Annotated in this window: 20 protein-coding genes; 8 read left to right on the forward strand and 12 right to left on the reverse strand. The window is 35.2% G+C overall.

Features of this window, described 5'->3' with window-relative positions:
- Window position 1: 1 nt before the first annotated feature.
- The 7 genes from F0000_RS14305 to F0000_RS14335 form a co-directional block, all read right to left on the reverse strand.
- Window positions 2-2,074: a hydantoinase/oxoprolinase family protein gene (locus tag F0000_RS14305; RefSeq protein ID WP_149625406.1), complete on the reverse strand. Its 2,073-nt coding sequence runs from the start codon at window positions 2,072-2,074 to the stop codon at window positions 2-4.
- A gap of 123 nt (window positions 2,075-2,197) precedes the next feature.
- Window positions 2,198-3,031, reverse strand: a complete 834-nt coding sequence (locus F0000_RS14310) for an SDR family NAD(P)-dependent oxidoreductase (RefSeq protein ID WP_149625407.1) — start codon at window positions 3,029-3,031, stop codon at window positions 2,198-2,200.
- A gap of 5 nt (window positions 3,032-3,036) precedes the next feature.
- Window positions 3,037-3,348 carry an REDY-like protein HapK gene (locus F0000_RS14315; protein WP_149625408.1) on the reverse strand — a complete coding sequence of 104 codons (312 nt, stop codon included), beginning with the start codon at window positions 3,346-3,348 and terminating at the stop codon, window positions 3,037-3,039.
- Window positions 3,349-3,428: 80 nt separating this feature from the next.
- A complete protein-coding gene (locus F0000_RS14320; RefSeq protein ID WP_149625409.1) occupies window positions 3,429-4,190 on the reverse strand; it encodes an HpcH/HpaI aldolase/citrate lyase family protein in 762 nt (253 codons plus the stop codon).
- Window positions 4,191-4,198: 8 nt separating this feature from the next.
- On the reverse strand, window positions 4,199-4,723 hold the full coding sequence (locus F0000_RS14325) for a 3-isopropylmalate dehydratase small subunit (RefSeq protein WP_149625410.1): 525 nt from the start codon (window positions 4,721-4,723) through the stop codon (window positions 4,199-4,201).
- Window positions 4,724-4,727: 4 nt separating this feature from the next.
- Window positions 4,728-6,080, reverse strand: a complete 1,353-nt coding sequence (locus F0000_RS14330) for an NAD(P)/FAD-dependent oxidoreductase (protein ID WP_149625411.1) — start codon at window positions 6,078-6,080, stop codon at window positions 4,728-4,730.
- Window positions 6,081-6,086: 6 nt separating this feature from the next.
- The gene (locus F0000_RS14335) at window positions 6,087-7,355 is read right to left on the reverse strand and encodes a 3-isopropylmalate dehydratase large subunit (protein ID WP_149625412.1); all 1,269 of its coding nucleotides are present in this window, start codon (window positions 7,353-7,355) and stop codon (window positions 6,087-6,089) included.
- A 151-nt stretch (window positions 7,356-7,506) separates the two neighbouring features.
- On the opposite strand from F0000_RS14335, the gene F0000_RS14340 reads away from it, so the two are divergent.
- Window positions 7,507-8,775, forward strand: coding sequence for an MFS transporter (locus F0000_RS14340; RefSeq protein ID WP_223148903.1), 1,269 nt, complete (start codon window positions 7,507-7,509; stop codon window positions 8,773-8,775).
- 182 nt (window positions 8,776-8,957) lie between these two features.
- Here the strand turns inward: F0000_RS14340 and F0000_RS14345 are convergent, their stop codons facing one another.
- From F0000_RS14345 to aceE, 3 genes are all read right to left on the reverse strand, one after another.
- Window positions 8,958-9,470 (reverse strand): DUF3598 family protein, encoded by a 513-nt coding sequence (locus F0000_RS14345; protein ID WP_149625413.1) that lies wholly within the window; start codon window positions 9,468-9,470, stop codon window positions 8,958-8,960.
- A gap of 254 nt (window positions 9,471-9,724) precedes the next feature.
- Window positions 9,725-11,026 carry a dihydrolipoamide acetyltransferase family protein gene (locus F0000_RS14350; RefSeq protein ID WP_149625414.1) on the reverse strand — a complete coding sequence of 434 codons (1,302 nt, stop codon included), beginning with the start codon at window positions 11,024-11,026 and terminating at the stop codon, window positions 9,725-9,727.
- A gap of 11 nt (window positions 11,027-11,037) precedes the next feature.
- Entirely contained in the window at window positions 11,038-13,701 is a 2,664-nt protein-coding gene (gene aceE / locus F0000_RS14355) for a pyruvate dehydrogenase (acetyl-transferring), homodimeric type (protein ID WP_149625415.1), read from the reverse strand.
- A gap of 136 nt (window positions 13,702-13,837) precedes the next feature.
- Here aceE and F0000_RS14360 point away from each other — a divergent pair, with 136 nt between their 5' ends.
- From F0000_RS14360 to F0000_RS14390, 7 genes are all read left to right on the forward strand, one after another.
- On the forward strand, window positions 13,838-14,647 hold the full coding sequence (locus F0000_RS14360; RefSeq protein ID WP_149625416.1) for an alpha/beta fold hydrolase: 810 nt from the start codon (window positions 13,838-13,840) through the stop codon (window positions 14,645-14,647).
- A gap of 264 nt (window positions 14,648-14,911) precedes the next feature.
- Entirely contained in the window at window positions 14,912-15,862 is a 951-nt protein-coding gene (locus tag F0000_RS14365; RefSeq protein ID WP_149625417.1) for a VOC family protein, read from the forward strand.
- Between the two features lie 34 nt (window positions 15,863-15,896).
- On the forward strand, window positions 15,897-16,364 hold the full coding sequence (locus F0000_RS14370; RefSeq protein WP_149625418.1) for a redoxin domain-containing protein: 468 nt from the start codon (window positions 15,897-15,899) through the stop codon (window positions 16,362-16,364).
- Window positions 16,365-16,401: 37 nt separating this feature from the next.
- Window positions 16,402-16,914 carry a hypothetical protein gene (locus tag F0000_RS14375; RefSeq protein ID WP_149625419.1) on the forward strand — a complete coding sequence of 171 codons (513 nt, stop codon included), beginning with the start codon at window positions 16,402-16,404 and terminating at the stop codon, window positions 16,912-16,914.
- 119 nt (window positions 16,915-17,033) lie between these two features.
- On the forward strand, window positions 17,034-18,041 hold the full coding sequence (locus F0000_RS14380; protein ID WP_149625420.1) for a VOC family protein: 1,008 nt from the start codon (window positions 17,034-17,036) through the stop codon (window positions 18,039-18,041).
- Entirely contained in the window at window positions 18,041-18,607 is a 567-nt protein-coding gene (locus F0000_RS14385) for a hypothetical protein (RefSeq protein WP_149625421.1), read from the forward strand. Before F0000_RS14380 ends, F0000_RS14385 begins: the two co-directional genes overlap by 1 nt.
- Window positions 18,608-18,628: 21 nt before the next feature.
- Window positions 18,629-19,864, forward strand: a complete 1,236-nt coding sequence (locus F0000_RS14390) for an MFS transporter (protein WP_149625422.1) — start codon at window positions 18,629-18,631, stop codon at window positions 19,862-19,864.
- A gap of 353 nt (window positions 19,865-20,217) precedes the next feature.
- On the opposite strand, the gene F0000_RS14395 is transcribed toward F0000_RS14390, so the two are convergent.
- Together F0000_RS14395 and F0000_RS14400 are read right to left on the reverse strand one after the other, a co-directional pair.
- Entirely contained in the window at window positions 20,218-20,652 is a 435-nt protein-coding gene (locus F0000_RS14395; protein WP_149625423.1) for a VOC family protein, read from the reverse strand.
- Window positions 20,653-20,667: 15 nt separating this feature from the next.
- On the reverse strand, window positions 20,668-21,720 hold the full coding sequence (locus tag F0000_RS14400; protein ID WP_188112128.1) for a carbon-nitrogen hydrolase family protein: 1,053 nt from the start codon (window positions 21,718-21,720) through the stop codon (window positions 20,668-20,670).
- Between the last annotated feature and the right edge of the window lie 2 nt (window positions 21,721-21,722).

Raw genomic sequence — 21,722 nt, forward strand, 5'->3', positions numbered from 1 at the left:
ACTAGGTATTAAGGTCAATTATTATGTTTTTTTGAGTATCCATATGAATGATACTATTGATTCCGATAACCGTGGTACTTTCTGTTTCTTCTATAATAGCTGGGCCATTAAATTTTTCGTTTGGTTTCAGCGCATACCGGTCATAAACTAAGCATTCTAAATAGCCGGTTTCTTCAAAATATACTTTTCTGATCCCTTTATAGGCATCTGCATCGCTTGAAGTATTAGAAAACTGCTTCACAGCCATTTTAGGAATTGGGCCTTGCACCACAACACGCCAGGTTACCATTTCTAGCGGGATTCCTTCTATAGAACGGTTATATCGAAATTCGTATTCTTTTACAAAACGCCTTTTGATTTCGGCAATACTGTCTTCATTCAGTTTTCCATGTGGTAATTCGATAGTGATCTCATGTCCTTGACCACTATAACGCATATCTGCAATACGTTGTACAGATCCATCTTTGGCAGGAATCCCGGATTTAAATAAGAATTCGTACCCTGATTTTTCCATATCCTCCAGAAAATCATTGATCTCACTCCAATCTAATTGATTTAGCTCTGCGATATGACTTCGTATTTTTTCACTTGCTACCGGAGATACTAAAAAGCCTAAGGCCGAGGTTACTCCTGCACCAACCGGAATAATCAAACGTTTTACATTGAGTAATTTTGCTACACCAAAAGAATGTACTGGTCCTGCGCCTCCAAAACCAATCATATTAAAATGGCGGGGGTCCATTCCTTTTTCGAGCACGTGAACACGTGCAGCATTCGCCATATTTTCATTGACAATTTTATGAATTCCCATAGCGGCCTCTTCTATAGATATCCCTAGTGGATCGGCCAATTTATTTTTAATGGCTTGTCTTGCAGCAGCAACACTCAGTGTCATCTCACCACCCAAAAAATAATCTGCATTGAGATACCCTAAAACCAAATCGGCATCAGTTACTGTTGGGTTTTCTCCTCCAAGATTATAACAGGCAGGACCCGGTGTGGATGATGCACTATCAGGACCTACAGTAAGTAATCCTATAGTATTAACACGGGCTATACTACCTCCACCAGCACCTATTTCAATTAAATCGATTACCGGAATACGTACCGGTAATCCACTTCCTTTTTTAAATCGTTTTACCCGGGCAGCCTCAAAATGATTTGTGATTTCTGGTTTTCCTTCATAGATTACACAGGCCTTTGCTGTGGTGCCTCCCATATCAAAACATAACAGGTTTTCTTCCTGAAGCTGTCTACCATAGAACACCCCGGCCATTGCCCCACCAGCCGGACCAGATTCTAACAAGTGGATAGGTGACTTGCGTGCACCATCAATCGTTGTTAATTTTCCGCTAGAAATCATAATATTGATATTCCCCTTAAAACCAAATGCTTTTAGTTGAAATTCAAAGTCTTTCAAATATTTATCAGTTATTGGCTGCACATAGGCATTCATAGCGGTCGCTGAACTACGTTCATATTCTCGTATCTCTGGCATTATTTCTGAAGAAAGACTGTAATAAATATCAGGTACATTTTCTGATAAATAATTCCCCAACGCTTTTTCATGATTTATATTTGCAAACGAATTCAAGAGGCATATACCAACTGCTTCAATATCATTCTCTTTTAGAGAATCTGTTATAGCCTGCAAGTCATTTTTTTCTAGAGGAGTGATCACATTACCATGGGTATCTACACGTTCTGCAACCCCAATTCTTAAGTTTCTTGGTACCAAAGGCTTTGGCATGGTTAAGAATATATCATAGATATCATATCGCATTTCGCGGCCTATCTCCAGTACATCTTCAAAACCTTTGGTAGTAATGAAAGCTGTTTTTGCACCTTTACGTTCAATAACCGCATTAGTCACTAAGGTTGTACCATGTACAATGTCATCCATATCTCTAACAACAAAACCAAACTTCTCTTCTAATTCTCTTATTCCATTAAAAATACCTTTAGTAGGGTCTGGATATGTGGTCAGAGTCTTAGCAAAATACAACTGACTGCTGTTATTTTCGAATATTACAAAATCTGTAAATGTACCGCCTATATCTATTCCTAATTTCATAAATATTATTTTATTTTTTCTCTCGAGTGCGGAAACTACCAAAAGACAGTTCTTTTTTAGTCTTATTTCAGTAAAAACAACTTTCCTAAATGCATTGAGAAAGAAGTTATATTGCCGTATTTTTTAATGGTATTCTTCGCCACCACTTACATTCATTGCTTCTCCGGTTATATAATCTGCCTGGTCTGAGGCTAAAAAAATCACAGCCTTGGCTATATCATCAACGAGTCCGGTTCTTTTTAGAGGGTTTTTATCTACAATGGTTTGTAAATAATCTTCATAGTTTAATCCTAGCTTATCACTAAAAAATTTATTTTGCCAATGTCCTAAACCTGTTGTAATATGGTTAGGACATACTGCGTTTACACGGATTTTATATTGTCCTAACTCTACTGCATTGGAGCGTGTAAGGCCGATCATACCATGTTTTGAAGCTGTATACGCAGCCGCAAAAGGAAAGCCCGATTTTGCAGCTTGGCTGGCAATATTGATAATTGCTCCACCATTTCCCTGATCGATCATTTGTATAGCTGCATGTTTAGAACATAAAAAGGCTCCTTTAAGGTTGACATCCAAAACAGCATCCCAACTTTCTTCTTTAAATTCTATAAAAGATTCCATAATATATCCTACTCCTGCATTGTTAATTAAGATATCAATGCCTCCAAAAGCTTCTACAGCTTTGTTAATAAGATGAATCACCTGATCTTCATAACGGACATCGCAGGGTACGGCAATAGCATCGCCACCTTTACTTTTTGCATCAGCTACAATGGGTTCCATTTCATCTGTTGTACCTATGTGTTCTTTACTAAACTGCTCGCCTTTAGTAGCTCCTAAATCTGTAATAACCACATTACAACCTTCTGAAGCAAGTTTTAACGCAATGGCTTCTCCAATGCCGTTACGTCTTCCAGAACCGGTAACAATGGCTGTTTTTCCTTTTAAATTATACATTTTTATTATGCGATTTGTTCTGAAATGATAAATATAGGATTGTCTGCAAAATCTTGAAATTGAGCAGCAACTTTTTGCATAGCATCAGAATTGACTTCTTCTCCTAACGTACTCATATCATTAATCTCTAAGACTTCGCAATATTGATAGGGTGATGGATTTTCGGTACCCATAACATTTCCTAATCGGAATACTTTAAAAGTATCTACCGACGCCATTTTTAATGCCGTTGGCACATCTGTCGTCTTGGCCCATTTTTCGTAAGCTTCTTTAGACCCTTCGTCTTTCAAATTAAATAATACCACTAATGCTGCCATCTTATCCTTAGTAATTTAAAAATTAGTTATTCTCTTTTATTGTTAATACTCCCAATAAATTGATCGAGAGATAAATATCTTTATTTTCTAGCAGTTAAGAATGCATTTCCAGAAGTTTTAATTAATCCTTGAACTGAATTCATAATCATAGAGGCTCCTTTTTCAATAAGTACCTGTGCCTGATCAGCATTGCCTGCTACGGTTCCGAACCATTTATCAGATGCTATAATCGTCGAAAAAATATCATTCAATACTGTTTTAACTTCATCGTGACCAGGACCGTTATAATATCCCATAGACATGGCTAAATCTCTGGGACCTATGATAAAACCATCCACACCATCAATTTTGCACATTTCGGGAAGGTTTTTAACACATTCCATCGATTCTATTTGCGGTAACACCAATGTTTCTTGGTTTGCAAATGCTACATATTCTGGCTGTGACATTGTTCCTTGCATATAATCTGCCGCTCGCACTGGGCCAAGGCCTCTATGACCCATGGGAGGATATTTGATTGCTTCAACAAGTTTTTTTACATCATCGGTATTGTTTATACTTGGCATCATAACTCCCATAATTCCTGCATCCATATACTGAAGTATTAATTTTGCATCTACACTTCTTATTCGCGCCAAAGGAGTTGTATTTCTGATCTCACATGCTCGAACCATATTAGTTACATCTGATGCTGTTATAGCTCCATGCTCAGCATCAAGCATATAGAAATCCATTCCTAAAAGACCTATGTATTCACAAATAATCGGGTCTATAGTAGGAGAGATTACTCCAAAACCTGCTTTACCGGATGCTATTCTTTTCTTAAGTTGATTCTCTTTCATAAGTGTTCTTATTCAATAGGTTCTCCTTTGGCAATTTTTTCACGTACAAAGTTCATAAGTCCTCCTGCCTTGCTAACTTCTGCTACAAAAGGAGCTGCAGGTACGGATTGAAATGAAATTCCTTTGGTTATATTTTTTATAATACCGTTTTCTGGATTATATGCTAATTCATCACCGGTTTCACAACCTTTATTAATATCAGAAGAAGTTACAAATGGCAGTCCATAATTGATAGCGTTTCTAAATTGAAGTCTAGCAAAACTAGTAGCAAAAACTGCCTGAATACCTGATCCCATAAGACCTGTAATCACATGTTCTATGGATTTTCCTCCACCGGCAAAATTATGCGCAGCCACAATAAAAGTATATCCTTTATCTTTAAAAGCATTTTTGTGATTAAATTCATCTTTTACTCCAGCCATAACCCATTTACTATTTTCTTTTGGATCTATAGGTGATGTCCAATATTCTGAAGTGATAATATCGTATGCCATCACATAATCACTAGCAACCCAACATGTTCCTTTTATCATACTATTATTTTTTGTTCATTAATTCGCTAAAAACTCTTTGAGCAGATTCTGCTGCTGCTTCTATTCCTCTTGATTTACTTGCTACATGTTCACCTGCAAAATGCATATTTCCCGTTGGGCGAATCATATCCTTAAACCAAGAAGGCTGACCAACACCAAACTCTACATAAGCTCCTTTATTAAAAGGGTATTTACCCCAATTCTGTGTGCCTAAATATTCTATTTTACCAACAGAAGAAGGACGTATTTCATTAATTTTATCGATTGTATATTTAGCTATTTCTGTTTCAGACATAGTATCAAAAAAGGCAGTTCCCTTTCCGTTTATCCAGCAGGCTATTTCTTTTTCAACAGGATCAGAACTCACATTCATAATCCTTTCTAATGGCGTATCCGTCCACATGGATAATGGTGTTTTATCATGTTCCCAAAAGGCTTCTTTGTGGTTTAGGTGTATTTGCGTAATAGCAGTATACTGCAACTCTTTAATTGCTTTTTCTTGATTAGCAGTAAAGGTTGTGTTCATTTTCACATCTCTTAACGTTGTAAAGGGTAGTGTAGAGACCACTTTTTTTGCCTTATAACTAGATCCATCATTACACCGTACCGTTATCTTATTGTCACTATCATCTATGGTATTAACCATTTTATTCTTTAATACTGGTTTTGAAAGTGTATCGGCTATAGCATCAATAAATGTTTTAGTACCTCCTTCAAAATTCAGTACTCTTTTGGAACCATTAAACTTTCGGAAAGCCATACTATGATATGCATTAATAGCCGAAGTTTCTCTTATATCGTTATAATTTGCACTAATGTTGACTAGATTTAATTCTTGTTCGGTAAGTCCTTTACTTTTTAAAAGTTCACTATAAAGTTCATCTAAATCAGGCCTTTGATACCATTCATCTAATGCAGTTAATTGTTTAACTTTGCCCAGCGCTTTAAATTGTAATCTGCTTGGATTAGTGGTTGATTCTGACCACTGAGGATATAGTTTACCATCTACATAAACTGCAGTAGGTTCTCGCATGTAATCGGTAATATCTATCATGTTGATATCAAGTTCTTTTATAAGCTTCATTAGTTGTAGGTACCTGTCACCAATACCTCTTCCTCCCACCTCACGATTTATATCCTGTCTTGTAAACATTCTACCACCAAGCCTATTACTTCCTTCCAAAAGGATATAATCTTTATCAGTCTTTTCCAGAAGGTTTGCTAAATATAAACCAGAAACTCCACCTCCTAATATCAGAATTTCGGTATCAAGCACAGGCTGTACACAGGCCATTGGCATAAAACTCGATGCCAAACCTGCTACGCTTGTTTTTTGTATGAAGGTTCTTCTTTTCATTTGAAGTTATTTATCAAACGTACGAGGGTCAGTTACTTCTCCAGTAATTGAAGAAGCTGCAACAACCGCGGGAGATGTCAAATATATTGCTGCTTTTCTACTTCCCATTCTACCAGTCATATTTCTATTACCAGCACTTAGTACGACGTCACCATCGCCGGCAACGCCAGTATGAATACCGGCACAAGAAGCACAACTAGGTGTGTCTATTGCCGCTCCTGCTTCTATTAATGTTTCGATATGTCCTGCTCGCAAAGCTTCTAAATAAACAGTTTGACTAGCCGGAACAAGAATCATGTTAACATCTCTATGTACTTGTTTTCCTTTCATAATCTCTGCCATCATAGCAAAATCCTCCAACCTGCCATTAGTACAAGTCCCTACAAAAGCTTTATTAAATTTTGTACCAATCAATTTTTCTACCGGCACAGTATCATCTAGTTTTCCTGGCATTGCTACTGTAGGACCCAGATCAGAGATGTCCACATTGTATACCTGATCATATTTTGCATCTTCATCGCTATTAATCATCTCCCAAGGATCGGTAGTTCGATTTCTTAAATATCGTTCTGTAACCGCATCTGGTGCTATAATGCCATTTTTTGCTCCAAGATCTACAGTCATATTACACAACGTCATACGACCTGCCATACTTAAAGATTTTATAGCTGGTCCTGTAAACTCTAAGGATTTGTATAATAAATGACCATTCCAGTGCATCATTCCCATAATATGCAAACTCAGGTCTTTTGCCATCACCCATGGCTGCCATTTTCCTGTAATATTAAATTTTACAGTTTCTGGTACCCTGAACCAGGCTTTGCCTGTTGCCATAGCTATCGCCGCATCAGTTACACCAATAGCATTACCCATTGAACCTACAGCTCCATAGGTATTGGCATGGGAATCAGTTCCTATACTTATATTTCCCGGTAGCACGTGTCCTTGCTCGACCATAATTTGATGCGCGATTCCTTGCCGTCCCAAGTCATAAAAATTAGTGATATTATGCTTTTTTACAACCTCTCGCCATTCATTCAGCATATTGGCAAACTTTTGATTAGGTGGAGGAACCAAGTGATCAGAAACACAAATCACTTTATTTTTATCAAAAACTTCTTTCTTTCCTAAAGACTCGAATTTATCAAAACATTGCTTACCCAAAAAATCCATGGTCATTACAGTATGTACATCTGTCCATACTAATTCTCCAGGCACTACATGATCTCTTCCGCTATTGCAAGCCATTATTTTTTCTGTGATGGTCATTCCCATAATATGATTATTTATTGCAAAAAGTTTTTTTGCCTAATATATTTATTTTATTTTAGTTAACAATATTAATTATTAATAAAGTTAATTAATTTTTTTGATAAAAAATATTTTAAGAACAAGAATTATTAAATAACCACTAAAACTCAATATTTTGACAAAACGCAACTTTAAGGAATTTAAATTTGGATGGCCAGTTATTCTGGCATCTACATTTGGTATTGGTCTAGGCATGTCTCCGTTACCTTTTTATACTATAGGTGTTTTTGCCGTACCACTCACCCAAAACTTTGGTTGGGGAATGGACACCATTATGGCTGCAATGCCGGTATTTACTATTGTAGCATTGTTCACGAGTCCTTTAGCAGGGTATATCGCTGATAAAATAGGAGCTAGAAAAACTGCACTTCTCTCTTTGTTACTTTTTGGTTTGGTATTTATGGCTTTTAGCCTGAATACCGGATCAAAAACTATTTATTTGATTTTATGGGGACTATTGGCTATTGTAGGTGCTGGCACCTTGCCGATGACCTGGACAAGAGCCATAAATAATTGGTTTAATGAAAATCGAGGGTTGGCACTTGGACTTTCTCTTTTAGGTACAGGTATTTTTGGTGCGATTGCCAAACTGTTTGCCTCTTCTATCATAGAGAACTATGGCTGGAAAACAGCATACATAGGTGTAGGTTTATTACCGCTTCTTATAGCGTTACCTATAGCTTTTTTCTTTTTTAGAGATACCGACGATCCAAAAGTTACTCAAAAAGTTGCGAAATTAAGAAGAGAAATTCCAGGTCACCAAAAAAACAATAACATTGGATTATCTGTAAAACAAGCATTAAAAGAATGGCGTTTTTGGCTTTTGGCATTTGCTTTTATTTTAATCTCTTTTGCCATTGGAGGACCTATTCCTAATTTAGAAAGAATGTTAAGTTCGAAGGGTTTTAATACTGTAGACGCGGTCGTAATTGCGAGTTTTATTGGTTACTCTGTTTTGATTGGTCGATTGGTAGGTGGATATCTTCTTGATCGTTTTTGGGCTCCTGCTGTCGCATGTATTCTGCTTAGTGTTCCTGCCATCTCCTGTTTGTTATTGCAACAAGCTGATTTGAGCTATTCCGGCGCTTTAATAGCTGTTTCGATATTAGGCTTTGGAGCAGGAGTAGAATATGACTTAATGGCGTATTTGGTATCGCGTTATTTCGGAATGAAAAACTATGCTGCTATTTATGGATTCTTATATGGTTTTTTTGCATTAGGTGCTGGTTTTGGTCCTTATATCTTCGGAAAGTTTTTTACCGCTACCGGAAGTTATGATACGATTCTTAGTTATGCTTTCGTTGCTTTTTTAGCAGGGTCTTTTTCTTTGTTATTCCTAGGAAAGTACCAAATTTTCGTAGCAGACAATGATAACCGTTCCTAATCATTATGTTTATATTTTGTATCGTTTTCAGAAATCCTATGAAGAACGTACACTAATTTCAGAAAACTATAAAGACCATTTAAAAAAGATAATTTAATAAAAAAATAGCTTTTCATCCATGATTTACAAAAGAAGAAAAGCTTTACGGGACTGTTGGTTTAATTTATGATAGGAATTCTTACTTAACTATCAGATCTAGAAGCCTGTTCATTTGTTCTTTTATTTGGCAAGTCCACCCAGAATTGAGGGTCAATACCTTCTTTACCACAAACTTTACGTTCTTCGATCATTGTAATTCCATTAAAGATATCTCCCTCTGACCATTTCCAGACTCGGATTCGATGATCATCATTACCAATCAGGTCGATTTGTTCAAACAAAGTCATACTAGGTCTATGTTTATATTCCCAAATGAGCACAACACTTCTACCAGTTTCCCATGCTTTACCACTTAATCTTGGATTTTCAAAAATTAACTCACCTTCTTCATTAAATGGGCATATACCAAAATCAAGACATTCTTCGAAGCCATCATCCCACATGTATTGATTTACCTGATGATATTTGTTGCCGGGTAGTAAAACACAGGTTAGTCTACTTTTCCATTGATCAATGAGCTTACCATCTGCTGATATTCTTCTATACGTACCTTCCCAAATGCCTTCGTGTTTTGGGAATAATTTTAGTTCCTTCATATTCGTAGATATTTAAATTATTGTTTTAAAAAATTCATTTGTCATTTTTTGCAAATATTGAACCCATCGAGACTTTTTATTTTTAACCGAAAATGAATTGAAATTTGACCAGATGGGGTATTGGAATATGGACAAATTTTCAGCATTTTTTAGGAAATAGTAAAAGTCAAGATGAGTTCATTTATATAAGTCAATGTGCTATAATTAAAAATACATTCATTTTTTAAATTCTTATTTATTTTATTGCCTTAATATCACATCCCCCAAAGAAACCAATCTTCTAGCAAATGTTTAATATATTTTAAAAATCTAGCTGCATCTGCTCCATTAATAATTCTATGGTCAAATCCAATCGTCAATGGCATGATGGTTCGGGGTTCAAACTTTTCATGTATCCATATTGCTTCTATTGTACTAGCCGCAATTCCTAAAATTGCAACTTGAGGATGATTGACTAAAGGAAAGACAGCACTTGTACCGATACCTCCTAAATTAGAGATCGTAAATGTGCCACCTTCTAACTCCTCGGGTTTTGTTTTGTTTTGTTTTACTTTTTGGGATACGGCTACCAAATTCTTTGAGATTTGTAACATTCCCTTTTTATTAGGATCTCGTAAAACGGGGACTAATAATCCTCGGTCAGAATCTACTGCAACTCCAATATTGATATATTCCTTAAAAATAATCTGGTTGTTTTGAGTATCTAAACTTGCATTAAGAATAGGAAATTCTTCCAACGCTTTTGCAACTACTTTGACCATAATACTGGTTATGGTCAGTGCTCCTTCTTCTTCTTTTACTGTACCTTTATGTAATTGACGTTTTGCTTCCAGATCGGTAACATCTACTTTTTCCTGAAGCCAGGCATGTGGAATCTGACTCCAAGTCATGCTCATGTTTTTACTTGTTGCTTTGGTAATAGCTGGTATTGTCTGAGTATTGACATTTCCCCATTTCGAAAAATCAGGCAATACTACATTCATAGTTGGCGTTATAGCTGTCTCTTTGCTATTATTTGTTTTAGCATATGTTTTCACATCTTTTATAGAAATACGGTTGTGCTTGGCAATGCTGGCTACATCAGTAATATTTACTCCTATTTCGCGAGCTAACTTTCGAGCTAGCGGCGATGCCCTATAACTACCTGAACTTGTCTTTAGTGATTCTGATATTGGAGTCTTCAATACTTCTAAGTGTTCTGCTCTCACCTCAGATGTAGTTGTTTGAGGAACGATTATATCTTCTTGATTTTCAACAGCTATAATTACTTCCTTTTCTTCTTGCACTTTTTCTTTTAGTGCAAGTTTCTCAACCGAATTATCAACCATATCTATTTGGATAAATGGACTTCCTTCTGAGATTTCATCTCCCTCATTGACTACTATTGCGGTCACTGTTCCTTGCGCATCCGAAGGGACTTCAACTACCACTTTATCAGTCTCAACCTCTAGTAAAGGTTGTTCTAAAGAAATGGTATCTCCAACTTTCACCATAATATTTATAATGGTTCCTTTTTCTATTCCTTCGCCTAAAGACGGTAGTTTTATTTCTGCCATTTCCTTCTTTATTAGATGAATGCTGGATTTTTCTTTTCAATATCTATTTGGTGCTTTTTGATAAAGTCTATGACTTCGACATCAGTAACCAACCCTTTTTGTTTTAAAAGCTGTAAGGCGCTTAATACAATATATTTTGCACTTATTTCAAAATGATTCCTTAAATCCGATCTGCTTTCACTAAGCCCATAGCCATCAGTCCCTAGTACATGATAACTTCCCGGCATCCATTTAGAAATACTCATACCCCAAGATTTTACATAATCAGAAGCAGAAACAAAAACTCCGGTTTCTTTTTCTAGTAAATTCTCTAGATAGTTCTTAGGTTTTTTTGCTGAAGTAGATAGTAATTTTGCACGTTCTACATCCATAGCTTCGCGATGAAGTTCTGTATAACTGGTTACACTCCATATATCTGTAGAAATATTCATCTCTTCAAGCATGTGTGCAGCTTCCAAAACTTGTATCATAATAGAGCCACTTCCCATCAAATGTGCTTTTCTGGCTTTTGTTGCTTTTAAACTTGATTTTTGATAACGGTACATCCCTTTAATAATACCTTTATCAACGTTTTTGGGCATTATTGGCATGACATAATTTTCATTGGCTACTGTGATATAGTAAAATATCTTTTCTTGTAGCTCGTACATTCTATGGATACCATCTTTAATTATCACTGCTAGTTCATAGGCAAAAGAAGGATCATAGCTTTTCATATTTGGTACGATGCTCGATAGAATATGTGAGTGACCATCTTGATGCTGCACGCCTTCTCCATTAAGTGTCGTACGCCCGGAAGTACCACCAATTAAGAATCCTTTGCACATCATATCACCGCAAGCCCATATCATATCCCCAACTCTTTGAAATCCAAAAATCGAATAAAAAATATAAAATGGAATCATTGGTAATCCATGCATGGCATAGGCTGATCCTGCTGCCATAAACGAAGCTAAAGCTCCGGCTTCGCAAATACCTTCTTGTAGAATTTGACCATCAGTACTTTCCCTATAATATGAAATACTTCCGGTATCAACTGGTTCATATAATTGACCTTTTGGTTGGTATATCCCTGCATGACGAAAAAGCCCATCCATTCCAAAAGTTCTGGCTTCATCAGGAATAATAGGAACAATATAATCTTTTACTGTTTCGTCTCGAAGTAATTTAGCAATGATACGTACCAGAACCATTGTCGTCGAGACTTCACGTCCACCTGTGCCTTGATAAAACTCATCAAACAAGCTATCGCCAGGCGTTTTAAGTGGCTGACTCAAATCATTCCGCTCGGGCAAAAAACCTCCGAGTTCTTTACGACGTTCTCTCATGTACCGCATTTCAGGGCTATCTTCTGCAGGTTTATAAAATGTAGCCTTTGCCGCTGCTGCTTCACTCAATGGAATACCAAAACGACGAGCTGCTTCTACTCGTTCTTCAGAACTCATATTTTTCTTCTGATGGGTAGTGTTTTTTCCTTCACCAGAGCTACCCATGCCATAACCTTTTAGTGTTTTCATTAAGATTACACTGGGTTTCCCATTAGGTTTCCCTGCTTTTTTGAAAGCTGCAAATATCTTTTTATAATCATGACCACCACGACGGATAGTCCTGATTTCCTCATCAGACAGTGACTGCATTAATTGTTCTAATTCCGGATTGTCTTTCACCCAGTGTTCACGGACCTTATCACCCGGAAGTACTGAATACATTTGATAATCTCCATCCAATGCTTCTTGCATACGGTCGACTAGTATACCTTTGTGGTCGCGCGCCAAAAGTTCATCCCATTCACTACCCCAGATTACTTTAGTAACATTCCATCCCGCTCCGAGAAAACTACGTTCGAGTTCCTGAATGATTTTACCATTACCACGCACAGGACCATCCAAACGTTGGAGATTGCAATTTACTACCAAAACCAAATTATCTAACTGCTCACGAACTGCTATATTTAATGTTCCTAAAGTTTCTGGCTCATCCATTTCGCCATCGCCTACAAAGGCCCAAACGTTCCCTCCTTTTTTAGATTTTAGTCCTCTGTTTTCTAAATATTTTTGAAAACGTGCCTGATATATTGCGCTGACTCCTATAAGTCCCATTGAAGCGGATGGTATTTCCCAAAAATCGGGCATTCTTCTGGGGTGCGGATACGATGGTAAACCACCTTCTTTCTGTAATTCTCTCCTAAAGTTTTTTAATTGGTTTTCGCTCAAGCGACCTTCTAAAAAAGCCCTGGCATAAATACCCGGTGCCGCATGAGGTTGAAACGAGACCAAATCACCGTCATAATCATCAGATTTTTTCTTAAAAAAATGATTGAAACCCACTTCATACATACTGGCTGCAGATGCATAGGTCGCAATATGTCCACCTACACCTTCACCGCTGTCATACCCTTGTAAAACCATAGCCATAGCATTCCACCTATTAATGTTTTCGATCTTGGTTTCTAATACCGTATCACCAGGATATGGAGGTTGCTGCTTGGCATTGATCGTATTAATATAGGGTGAATTTAATGCCTCTCCTGCCAATTGAACACCATTGCGTTGGGCAAAAGCACGTAGTTTATGAATTAAATCTGCTGACTGATCCTCTCCTTGACTATCGATAAATTCTTTCAAAGAAATAATCCATTCTGACACTTCTAATTGCAAATCCATATTTTTACTCATAACTATTAATGTTATTTGATTTCTTTAAAAGGAAGGCTAAAATAAGAAAAATATAGTTAACTTTATTAATTATTAATATAATTAACTACTTTTGTAAAGTATAAGACCTTATTTATCAATTGTAAAAAGTAAATTAATGCTAACTACCACGAATAAAAACATCACAAAAGAATATATTAAGGGTCCTTTTGGAAAAATACATTATTGGACGGTTGGGAAGGGAGAACCACTTTTATTAATTCATCAATCCTCATCATCTTGCGAAGAATATGCAAGATTAGTTCCTTTTTTAGCTGATAAATTTCAACTTGTCTCTTATGATTGGCCGGGCCATGGAAATTCTGATGATCCTGATTTTGAACTTGGCGTACCTGAATATACTGAAAGTGCTTTAGCCGTTTTAGATTACTTAAAAATTAAAAAATGCCACGTATTGGGTCATCACGGAGGTGCTTTATTGGCTATGAATATCGCATACTTGCAACCTGAGCGTGTATATAAACTAATATTATCAGGCACTAGTGGTCCAAAAACAGAAAAGGAATCAGAAAAATTTAAAAATAGTTTACCTATTAAGAAGCATCAGGTCATACCAAAAGATGGTCAATGGATTCTGGAAACCTGGAAACGCTATACACATTACCTTGTTCATGTTGAACCTGAAGAAATTCTAAGTCCATTTTTGAATAATATAATGTCAAAAATGAGACCATACGATGCACATTTTGGGGTTTTATGCTGGAATAGAGAACCCGCACTAAACTCATTAAAAATGCCAGTTTTGCTCATACAAGGAAGTCTGGATACCTTTGTATCATGTCAAGAAAAATTATTGGATAATATTCCAAATGCTGAACGATTCGTTATAAATAATGCAGGGCCATTTCATTACTATGGTAATCCAAAAGAAAGTGCGGAAATCATAAATAAGTTCTTATCCAGATAGCCTATAAAATATTTTAAAAAAATGAATTAAGATCATTAATCATTATCTAATTATTAGCAACCAGCTCTAAAAGCTTGGTATACCTATTAGAAGTTAATTTTATCTCCTCTAGGAAATACATCCAGATTTAATATTACCTTCATACGATAATCTCTTCTATATTAAAAACATAGACTTTAGTATAACATATAAATTAATTAATCAAGTTAATAGTTAATATAATTAACTATTTTTGTATCTTTCGGAGGTAAAACTATATAATTAATGTTTCAGTTAAAGTCAATATTAGAAATCGTATACAGTGTTGGTGATATAAAAAAGGTAAAAAACTTTTTCTGTGATTATGGTGGTTGGAATATAACGGGAACATATAATACAAACTCAAGTATATTAGATTTTTGGCAATTGGATACGAATATCCATGCAACAGAATTTTTGATACAGTCTAATAATCATCCTACAGGACAATTGCGATTGATTAAATTTGAGGGCATTGCACAGGAATATATTCGATCTTCTCAGCAACCTTGGGATATTGGAGGGATTATGGATATTAATTTAAGGGTTCATGAAGTGAACAATACATTTGAAGAACTTAGAGAATTAGGTTGGCATGGATTGAGTGATCCCTTGCTTCAAATAATGGGGGCTTTTAAGTTGTACGACATTTTAATGAAGGGTTATGACGATACAATTATTGCCTTTACCCATAGGGTGGAACCTCCAGTGGCATTAAAAGCTCCCATAAAATTACCCACACATGTTTATAACTCTTCATTAGTGGTAAGAAATTTGCAGGAAGCCCGAGAATTTTACATTGATCAATTAGGTTGCAGCTTATTAAATGAATATGAAGTAAAGAAAGATAGTCCTCAAGAATCCATGTTTGGCTTACCATTTAATTTAGCTGATAAAGTAAACTGCAAAGCCAATATTCTTTCTTTTGATGGTTCAAGGGACACAGTTTTTCAAATTATTGAATTTGAAGGAATAACAGGCAAAGATTTTACGCATAAGGCTGTACCACCTAACCGTGGATTTATGACATACAGGATAGAAGTCATAGGCATTAAAAGTTATTATGATCATCTTATCCGTAAAGGAGTGCATATCCTTAATAGACTACAAAAAGTACGAATACCACCTTATGATTGGGTAGATACTTTTGCTATTAAAAGTCCTGAGGGAGTTTGGTTTACTTTTTTAGAAAAATAAAATATGGATCTAATTTTAAATAACATAAAATATCATGTCTAAAATAGAAGTAGGTCAGAAAGCACCTGATTTTAAATTAATAGGAACCGATCTACAACCAGTGAGCTTAAAAGAGTATAAAGGGAAAAATTTGATTTTACACTTTTTCCCTTTGGCGTTTACAAGTATTTGTACTGCACAACTTTGTTTGACCAATAATGATAAGGAACTATATAACAAATTTGATACAGATGTTCTAGGAGTTTCTGTTGACTCACCCTTTGTGCTGAAAAAATTTGGTGCTGAGAATGCTTTAAACTTTCCATTAGCTTCAGATTATAATAGAACGGTTAGCAAAACATATGGTGTATTATTTGATGATGATTTTGCTGGTATGACGAATTTCTCAAAACGTTCAGTTTTTGTAATTGATGGCAAAGGAATAGTGCACTACAAAGAAATTACTGATGGCAAAGCCTTACCTAGTTTTGAAAATATTAATAAAACTTTAAAAAGCCTCTAAATAAAAGTTATATCATAAATAAATAGTTCGATATATTATGAAAAAGACAAATTATAAATGTCCTTTTAAACTAAAGATCTTTGCCCTTTTTATGATACTATTAGTTATCAATATATATGGACAAACGAAGTCATTTATGATCCAAGAAGAAGAAGAAGTTCATGTAAAGAGAAGTTCCATACTGATATCAGATCTTAACAGGTCTTTGAAAATATATCAGGACATTTTAGGCTTTAAAGTAGTTATTATTGCCGAGTCTGATAAAGAGTCCTATGCTTATCCAGTCTTTAGGATGCCAAAAAAATCAACTATCAGGGTGGCTACATTAAACTACAGTGATCAAAACCCCATCATCAATTTAAAAGAAATAACAGGAATTACATTACCAAAACCTATATCTGGACCTTTCATGAGTACAATTCTTATTAAGGTTAAAGAACTCAAGTCAATAATGGAAAAGATACAAAATTTAGGACTAGAGTCTACAAAAGTACATATGGTTAAAGGTAAACGTATTAGTTATAAAGAACAATTTTTTGTTAACAGATGAATATTAAATTATGCAAAGAAAAAAGATGACTAAATTTAATACCTGGTGGTTCTTGATTCCAAAAGTATATAAGGGTATAGAAATTTCTTAATTAGAATTATAAAAATAATAATATATTAATGATATCAAATCGATCACAAATAGTCATTCCGACAGGAATTAGTGAAGGAGCATTAACAGGCTATATACATACGGCGACCTTTTGTACAGAAAATATAGATACCTATCGTCATTTTTATTGTGATGTAATGCAGATGCAGATGGATGCTATTCCTCTTATGGAAGAAGAAAAAAATAAACAACGAGCATTTTGGAACATCTCAGGTGATATTGATTATGATGTATATCATTGTTATCGAGCAAGCGTTCCAAGTTTAATTCAGCTAAGAATCTTGCACTTAAAAACTAGTACTCCTCATATTCATAATAGTTACAACTCTTATGAATTAGGTTCTTTTTCTTTAGGCTTTCCTACCTCGGATGCAAAGGCTATGGACAAGCACATACAAAAGTGTGGTATAGATGCTATGGCTCCTATGCAATTGGGTGATATTGAAAATCCCGATGGAACAAAAAGGCAGTATTTAGAAACTATTTATAAAGGTCCTGATTATTTACATTGTGTAGGTATCGAGCGTGTAAATCAAAAACAGTTGGCACCTTGTGATCCCAATAATGGTTTTGGCGGTCCTGGTTATTCAGCCTTTGTGGCCAAAGATTCAGATGCAGAAGTAGAATTCTATACCACTGTATTAGGACATAAAATTATATTCGATTCTGTTTGGGAAGCTGCCGATGATGGCGCACTAGGTGTACCAAATGGTACTCCATTTAGATTCTGTGGTATTTATGCTGTTAATTCGGAACAAAACCATATGTTATTTTTAGAATTCAAAGATGGAAATATGATAGATACCGGTGTACAAAGTTGTATTCCTAATCAAGGTTTGGGCATGTGGACTTTCCAAACCAGTGACATTGATGAGGTGATAAAAAGAGCAAAAACAAATAATATCAAAGTGCACTCTGGAATTCAAGAAGTATCTGATTATATTCTGGGTGATGGTAAAGCATGTTTACTCGAAACTCCAAATGGATTTTATGTAGAACTATTTCAAAAAAACTAATGGAAAACGTACTCGAAAAATTTAAGAAAATACTATGTGGCACCTTAGATAATCAAGCACAGATTGACAAAGAACGTGCTGAAGGTCAACAAATACATCCATACGCAAAGCATGTAACTAATATTTGTGACCATAAAATCATTAATCGCCCCAAAGGGCACGAAGGAATCTACATTCTGGAAGAAAGTTATTATACGTACCCAGATAAAGAAATGGAAATAAAACCATTGTTGTTTTACCTTCGTTCTGAAGGTACATACAAAGTACTTTTACAATCCATGAGATTGCCGCCACATATTAATCCTGTGGATGTCGTAAATCATAATGATAATCTGGTATTAGACTATAATAAACTTATAACCAGTCCTTTTGGTATAGCAGAATACACTTTGCAGGTAACTGGTCAATTTACGGTAAATCATATTGGAATCATTAGTCCCGGAATTACCTTTCAACTAACCGAGACCCTCTCCGAAGGGCATTTATCCGTATTAGAGATTTTAAGAAAAGATGGGGTAAAATTGACACCATATGAAACTCCTATAGATTATATTAAAATAAAATAGTAACACTAAAAACCCATTATTTTGACAGAGCAAGGCAAAGAAACATTTTTTAAAGTACTCGGAATTGCTATTTTGGGTACAATTCTTTTGATTATAACTAATGGTATGACTGTTTCTGGCATTACCATCTTTGATACTGCAATTATATCTGAATTTGGTTGGACAAAATCTGAATTAAAATTCCGTGAATTGATCAACATGGTAGTAGCAGCTCTTATCATGCCTTTTATTGGTGCTATTATTGATCGTTACGGTGTTAAAAAGATGATGATTCTTGGGCTTTTAATGATCGCAGGGCTTTATTATTATTATTCTTTGGTACAAACACTTTGGCACGTTTATACTATTCATTTTTTATTTGCTATTGCTGTTTCTTGTGCTGGAACTCTAGCGACTGTAATAATGGTATCACAACGTATAAAGAAAAGGAGAGGACTAGCTATTGGTATTGCGCTAGCAGGAACTTCAGCAGGTGGAATGGTAATTCCGCAAATAGCAGGACCGCTATTAGAAAAATTTGGTTGGCGTGCTACCTTTCAATACGAAATTTTCTTACCAGTTTTAGCATTAATCTTATTAGCTATTTTTGTAAAACCAGTTAAGTATAAAATTAAACAAAGTGAACAGAAAAACATCAATGATGAGGAAACGGGTCTTTTTGAAATTACATTTAAAGAAGCATTAAAATTACCCGTTTTTTGGGCGATATCATTTGCCGGTTTTTTCTGCTTTTATAGCATCCTTGGTATCATTAGCAATTTATTTTTATATTTAACTGAGTTAGGATTCACACAATCAAAAGCTGAGAACACCTTCAGTATTTTCTTTGCAATTATTTTGATAGCTAAGCTTGCTTCTGGTTACGTTGCAGAAATAATTAATGAACATCGATTGTTTAAAACTCAATTAAGTTTAATGATTCTAGGAGTAATTTTTATGGCATTGAACCAAGAAACATTTATCTGGCCTGCTTTAATTGCAGTTGGTTTAGGGTGGGGAGGGCTTTATACTCTTTTCAACTATATTATTATAACAACATTTGGTATCAAATCGGCAGGAAAAATTGGTGGTGTAATCTCATTTTTTGAAGCTATAGGTTCTGGATTAGGTATTTGGTTAACCGCCTTCATTTCTGATAAAACAGGCTCATATAGCGCTAGTTTTTGGACTGTTGTCGTCTTTTTAGTCTTTACTTTTTTGATATCTTTTTTTATTAAACCAATTAAACAGAGTAATGAATTAGAGATGACGGATTAAACTCCTTCATTTACGAGTTCAGTTTGGCAAAAAGAAAACATCCAATAACATTTAGAAATAATTATCCCGAAAATGCCTAAATACACAACGGATTATATCTTGTAATTAAGGCTCAAAGTATGTAGTAATAATTTTTAATAATTTTATATTCGAATCCCCAATATTCTATTGTTTTTGACTTGATATGATATTATACGATTTGTGATTAAAAAATTCGTATAAATTCATTGAATTATTTTTTCTTTATGCAAGGCAAAAAAATCAAGCATAGCTATAGCTATGCTTGATTTTTTAAACGAAGTAGAAAGGAAAAAGAAACGATGAATATGCGAAATTTTTAGTTATAAATCGTATTATTTGTCTATCAATTCATAGAGTACTATCAAATGTCCATCAAAATCGACAAAAGCTTGTTCTATAAAAGTGGCATATTCATTTTCATCGGTTTTGACATCGGTTGTTTTTAATCCTAGAGCTTTAATTTTTTTGATCACACTAACAAGATTATCTACTTTAATAACAGATGCCACCATGTGGATACCTTCTTGTTTTGGCAGGGAAACGCCTTTTATTTCTGTTAGCGCAAAAGTCCGTTCTTGACTAGGACTATCCATTGTTGCAAAAGTCAAATCCGCTTCATTAGGAATATTAAATACAGGATAAGAGAATGAATCTTTTTCGGAAGATTGAATATAGTTGATGGTAAAGCCAAGGATATCTCTATAAACTTTTAGAGAACGTTCTAAATCAGCAACGCAAAGTGTGACTCTTTTATATAATAACGACATATTAAAATTTTATAATTAGTTTGCTTTTTTTGGCGGATTATAACGACTAATACTATCCATTAATTCTTTCATGGCAGCACCGGTTTTTGGTAATTTATCCTTTTTCATATTTAAATGATTTATTGGAATTTCTTGCTGATATTGCTCAAAAACAGGTTTTGTCATTTCTAGGGCATAATTAGGAATGGTTCTGTCTTTTCTAAAAGCTGCGATGGGTATTTTTGCTTCTACAATACCATCTTCTTCTTTACTTGGATGCTTGGCCAATATTTTTCCGTGTGGGTTAACAATTAAAGATTCACCTGCATTGTAGCCTGTACTTACTGGAAGTGTAAAATTTGCCATCGCAGAATAAAAATCATTACTCCATGCCGTAAAGATTACATCTTCTTGTGCAAACAAGGTTGCGGTACGCAACATAATCTCCGTACCTCGCATTGCGAAAGCTGCATAAATAAAAGGGTCAAACTGTACAGTACTTACTGCTATGTTTCCAAACTCTGTCCTAAGTACAGGAAATTCTTCTTCTATACCGTATTTTTTTCGATAAGCATCACGAACCGCCTCAATAGTTGTCGTTGTAATTTCCCGATCTTTGTAAATGCGTTTTATATTTCTAGATTTCCAAAAGGTTTTAGCAATGTTGCCATCTCGACCTATAACTGTATTAATACTCAAAATATGGTCAGGCCATGTTGCATCACGAACATAACTTCCGAAAATAATATAACAATCACAGGCTTTGGCAATGTTTCCTATACGTGCTGTTTCGGGCCCCGGAATCTCAATAGTAAAAGGCAATTTTTCCTGCCTTGTGCCTCCAGAATATCCAGTTAAAGGAAATTCATGGAATAGTATAAAGTCAGGTTTATCACCTTCAGTCATCGCTTGTTTAGCCATTTGTTCCATATATTTCATGTTTTCATCAAGCCCTTCTGTTATGGAAGGGAATTGCGAAAGTGATTTAACGCGGGTTTGCATGACCTTTACCACAATAGAATCTTTTTCTAGTGGCACTTTATCATAGGTACCATCAGGTGCTACCAGTTTTACCAAAGACCCAGGCATTT

It is taken from the genome of Aquimarina sp. RZ0 (assembly GCF_008370685.1).
GTDB lineage: Bacteria > Bacteroidota > Bacteroidia > Flavobacteriales > Flavobacteriaceae > Aquimarina.

Coding starts and splice junctions, on each gene's coding strand:
- F0000_RS14385 (WP_149625421.1), top strand. CDS start 18,041: ATGGAAAACGTACTCGAAAAATTTAAGAAAATACTATGTGGCACCTTA.
- F0000_RS14335 (WP_149625412.1), bottom strand. CDS start 7,355: ATGGGAATGACCATCACAGAAAAAATAATGGCTTGCAATAGCGGAAGA.
- F0000_RS14330 (WP_149625411.1), bottom strand. CDS start 6,080: ATGAAAAGAAGAACCTTCATACAAAAAACAAGCGTAGCAGGTTTGGCA.
- F0000_RS14370 (WP_149625418.1), top strand. CDS start 15,897: ATGTCTAAAATAGAAGTAGGTCAGAAAGCACCTGATTTTAAATTAATA.
- F0000_RS14345 (WP_149625413.1), bottom strand. CDS start 9,470: ATGAAGGAACTAAAATTATTCCCAAAACACGAAGGCATTTGGGAAGGT.
- F0000_RS14315 (WP_149625408.1), bottom strand. CDS start 3,348: ATGGCAGCATTAGTGGTATTATTTAATTTGAAAGACGAAGGGTCTAAA.
- F0000_RS14375 (WP_149625419.1), top strand. CDS start 16,402: ATGAAAAAGACAAATTATAAATGTCCTTTTAAACTAAAGATCTTTGCC.
- F0000_RS14320 (WP_149625409.1), bottom strand. CDS start 4,190: ATGAAAGAGAATCAACTTAAGAAAAGAATAGCATCCGGTAAAGCAGGT.
- F0000_RS14395 (WP_149625423.1), bottom strand. CDS start 20,652: ATGTCGTTATTATATAAAAGAGTCACACTTTGCGTTGCTGATTTAGAA.
- F0000_RS14350 (WP_149625414.1), bottom strand. CDS start 11,026: ATGGCAGAAATAAAACTACCGTCTTTAGGCGAAGGAATAGAAAAAGGA.
- F0000_RS14310 (WP_149625407.1), bottom strand. CDS start 3,031: ATGTATAATTTAAAAGGAAAAACAGCCATTGTTACCGGTTCTGGAAGA.
- aceE (WP_149625415.1), bottom strand. CDS start 13,701: ATGAGTAAAAATATGGATTTGCAATTAGAAGTGTCAGAATGGATTATT.
- F0000_RS14365 (WP_149625417.1), top strand. CDS start 14,912: ATGTTTCAGTTAAAGTCAATATTAGAAATCGTATACAGTGTTGGTGAT.
- F0000_RS14325 (WP_149625410.1), bottom strand. CDS start 4,723: ATGATAAAAGGAACATGTTGGGTTGCTAGTGATTATGTGATGGCATAC.
- F0000_RS14360 (WP_149625416.1), top strand. CDS start 13,838: ATGCTAACTACCACGAATAAAAACATCACAAAAGAATATATTAAGGGT.
- F0000_RS14400 (WP_188112128.1), bottom strand. CDS start 21,720: ATGCCTGGGTCTTTGGTAAAACTGGTAGCACCTGATGGTACCTATGAT.
- F0000_RS14380 (WP_149625420.1), top strand. CDS start 17,034: ATGATATCAAATCGATCACAAATAGTCATTCCGACAGGAATTAGTGAA.
- F0000_RS14305 (WP_149625406.1), bottom strand. CDS start 2,074: ATGAAATTAGGAATAGATATAGGCGGTACATTTACAGATTTTGTAATA.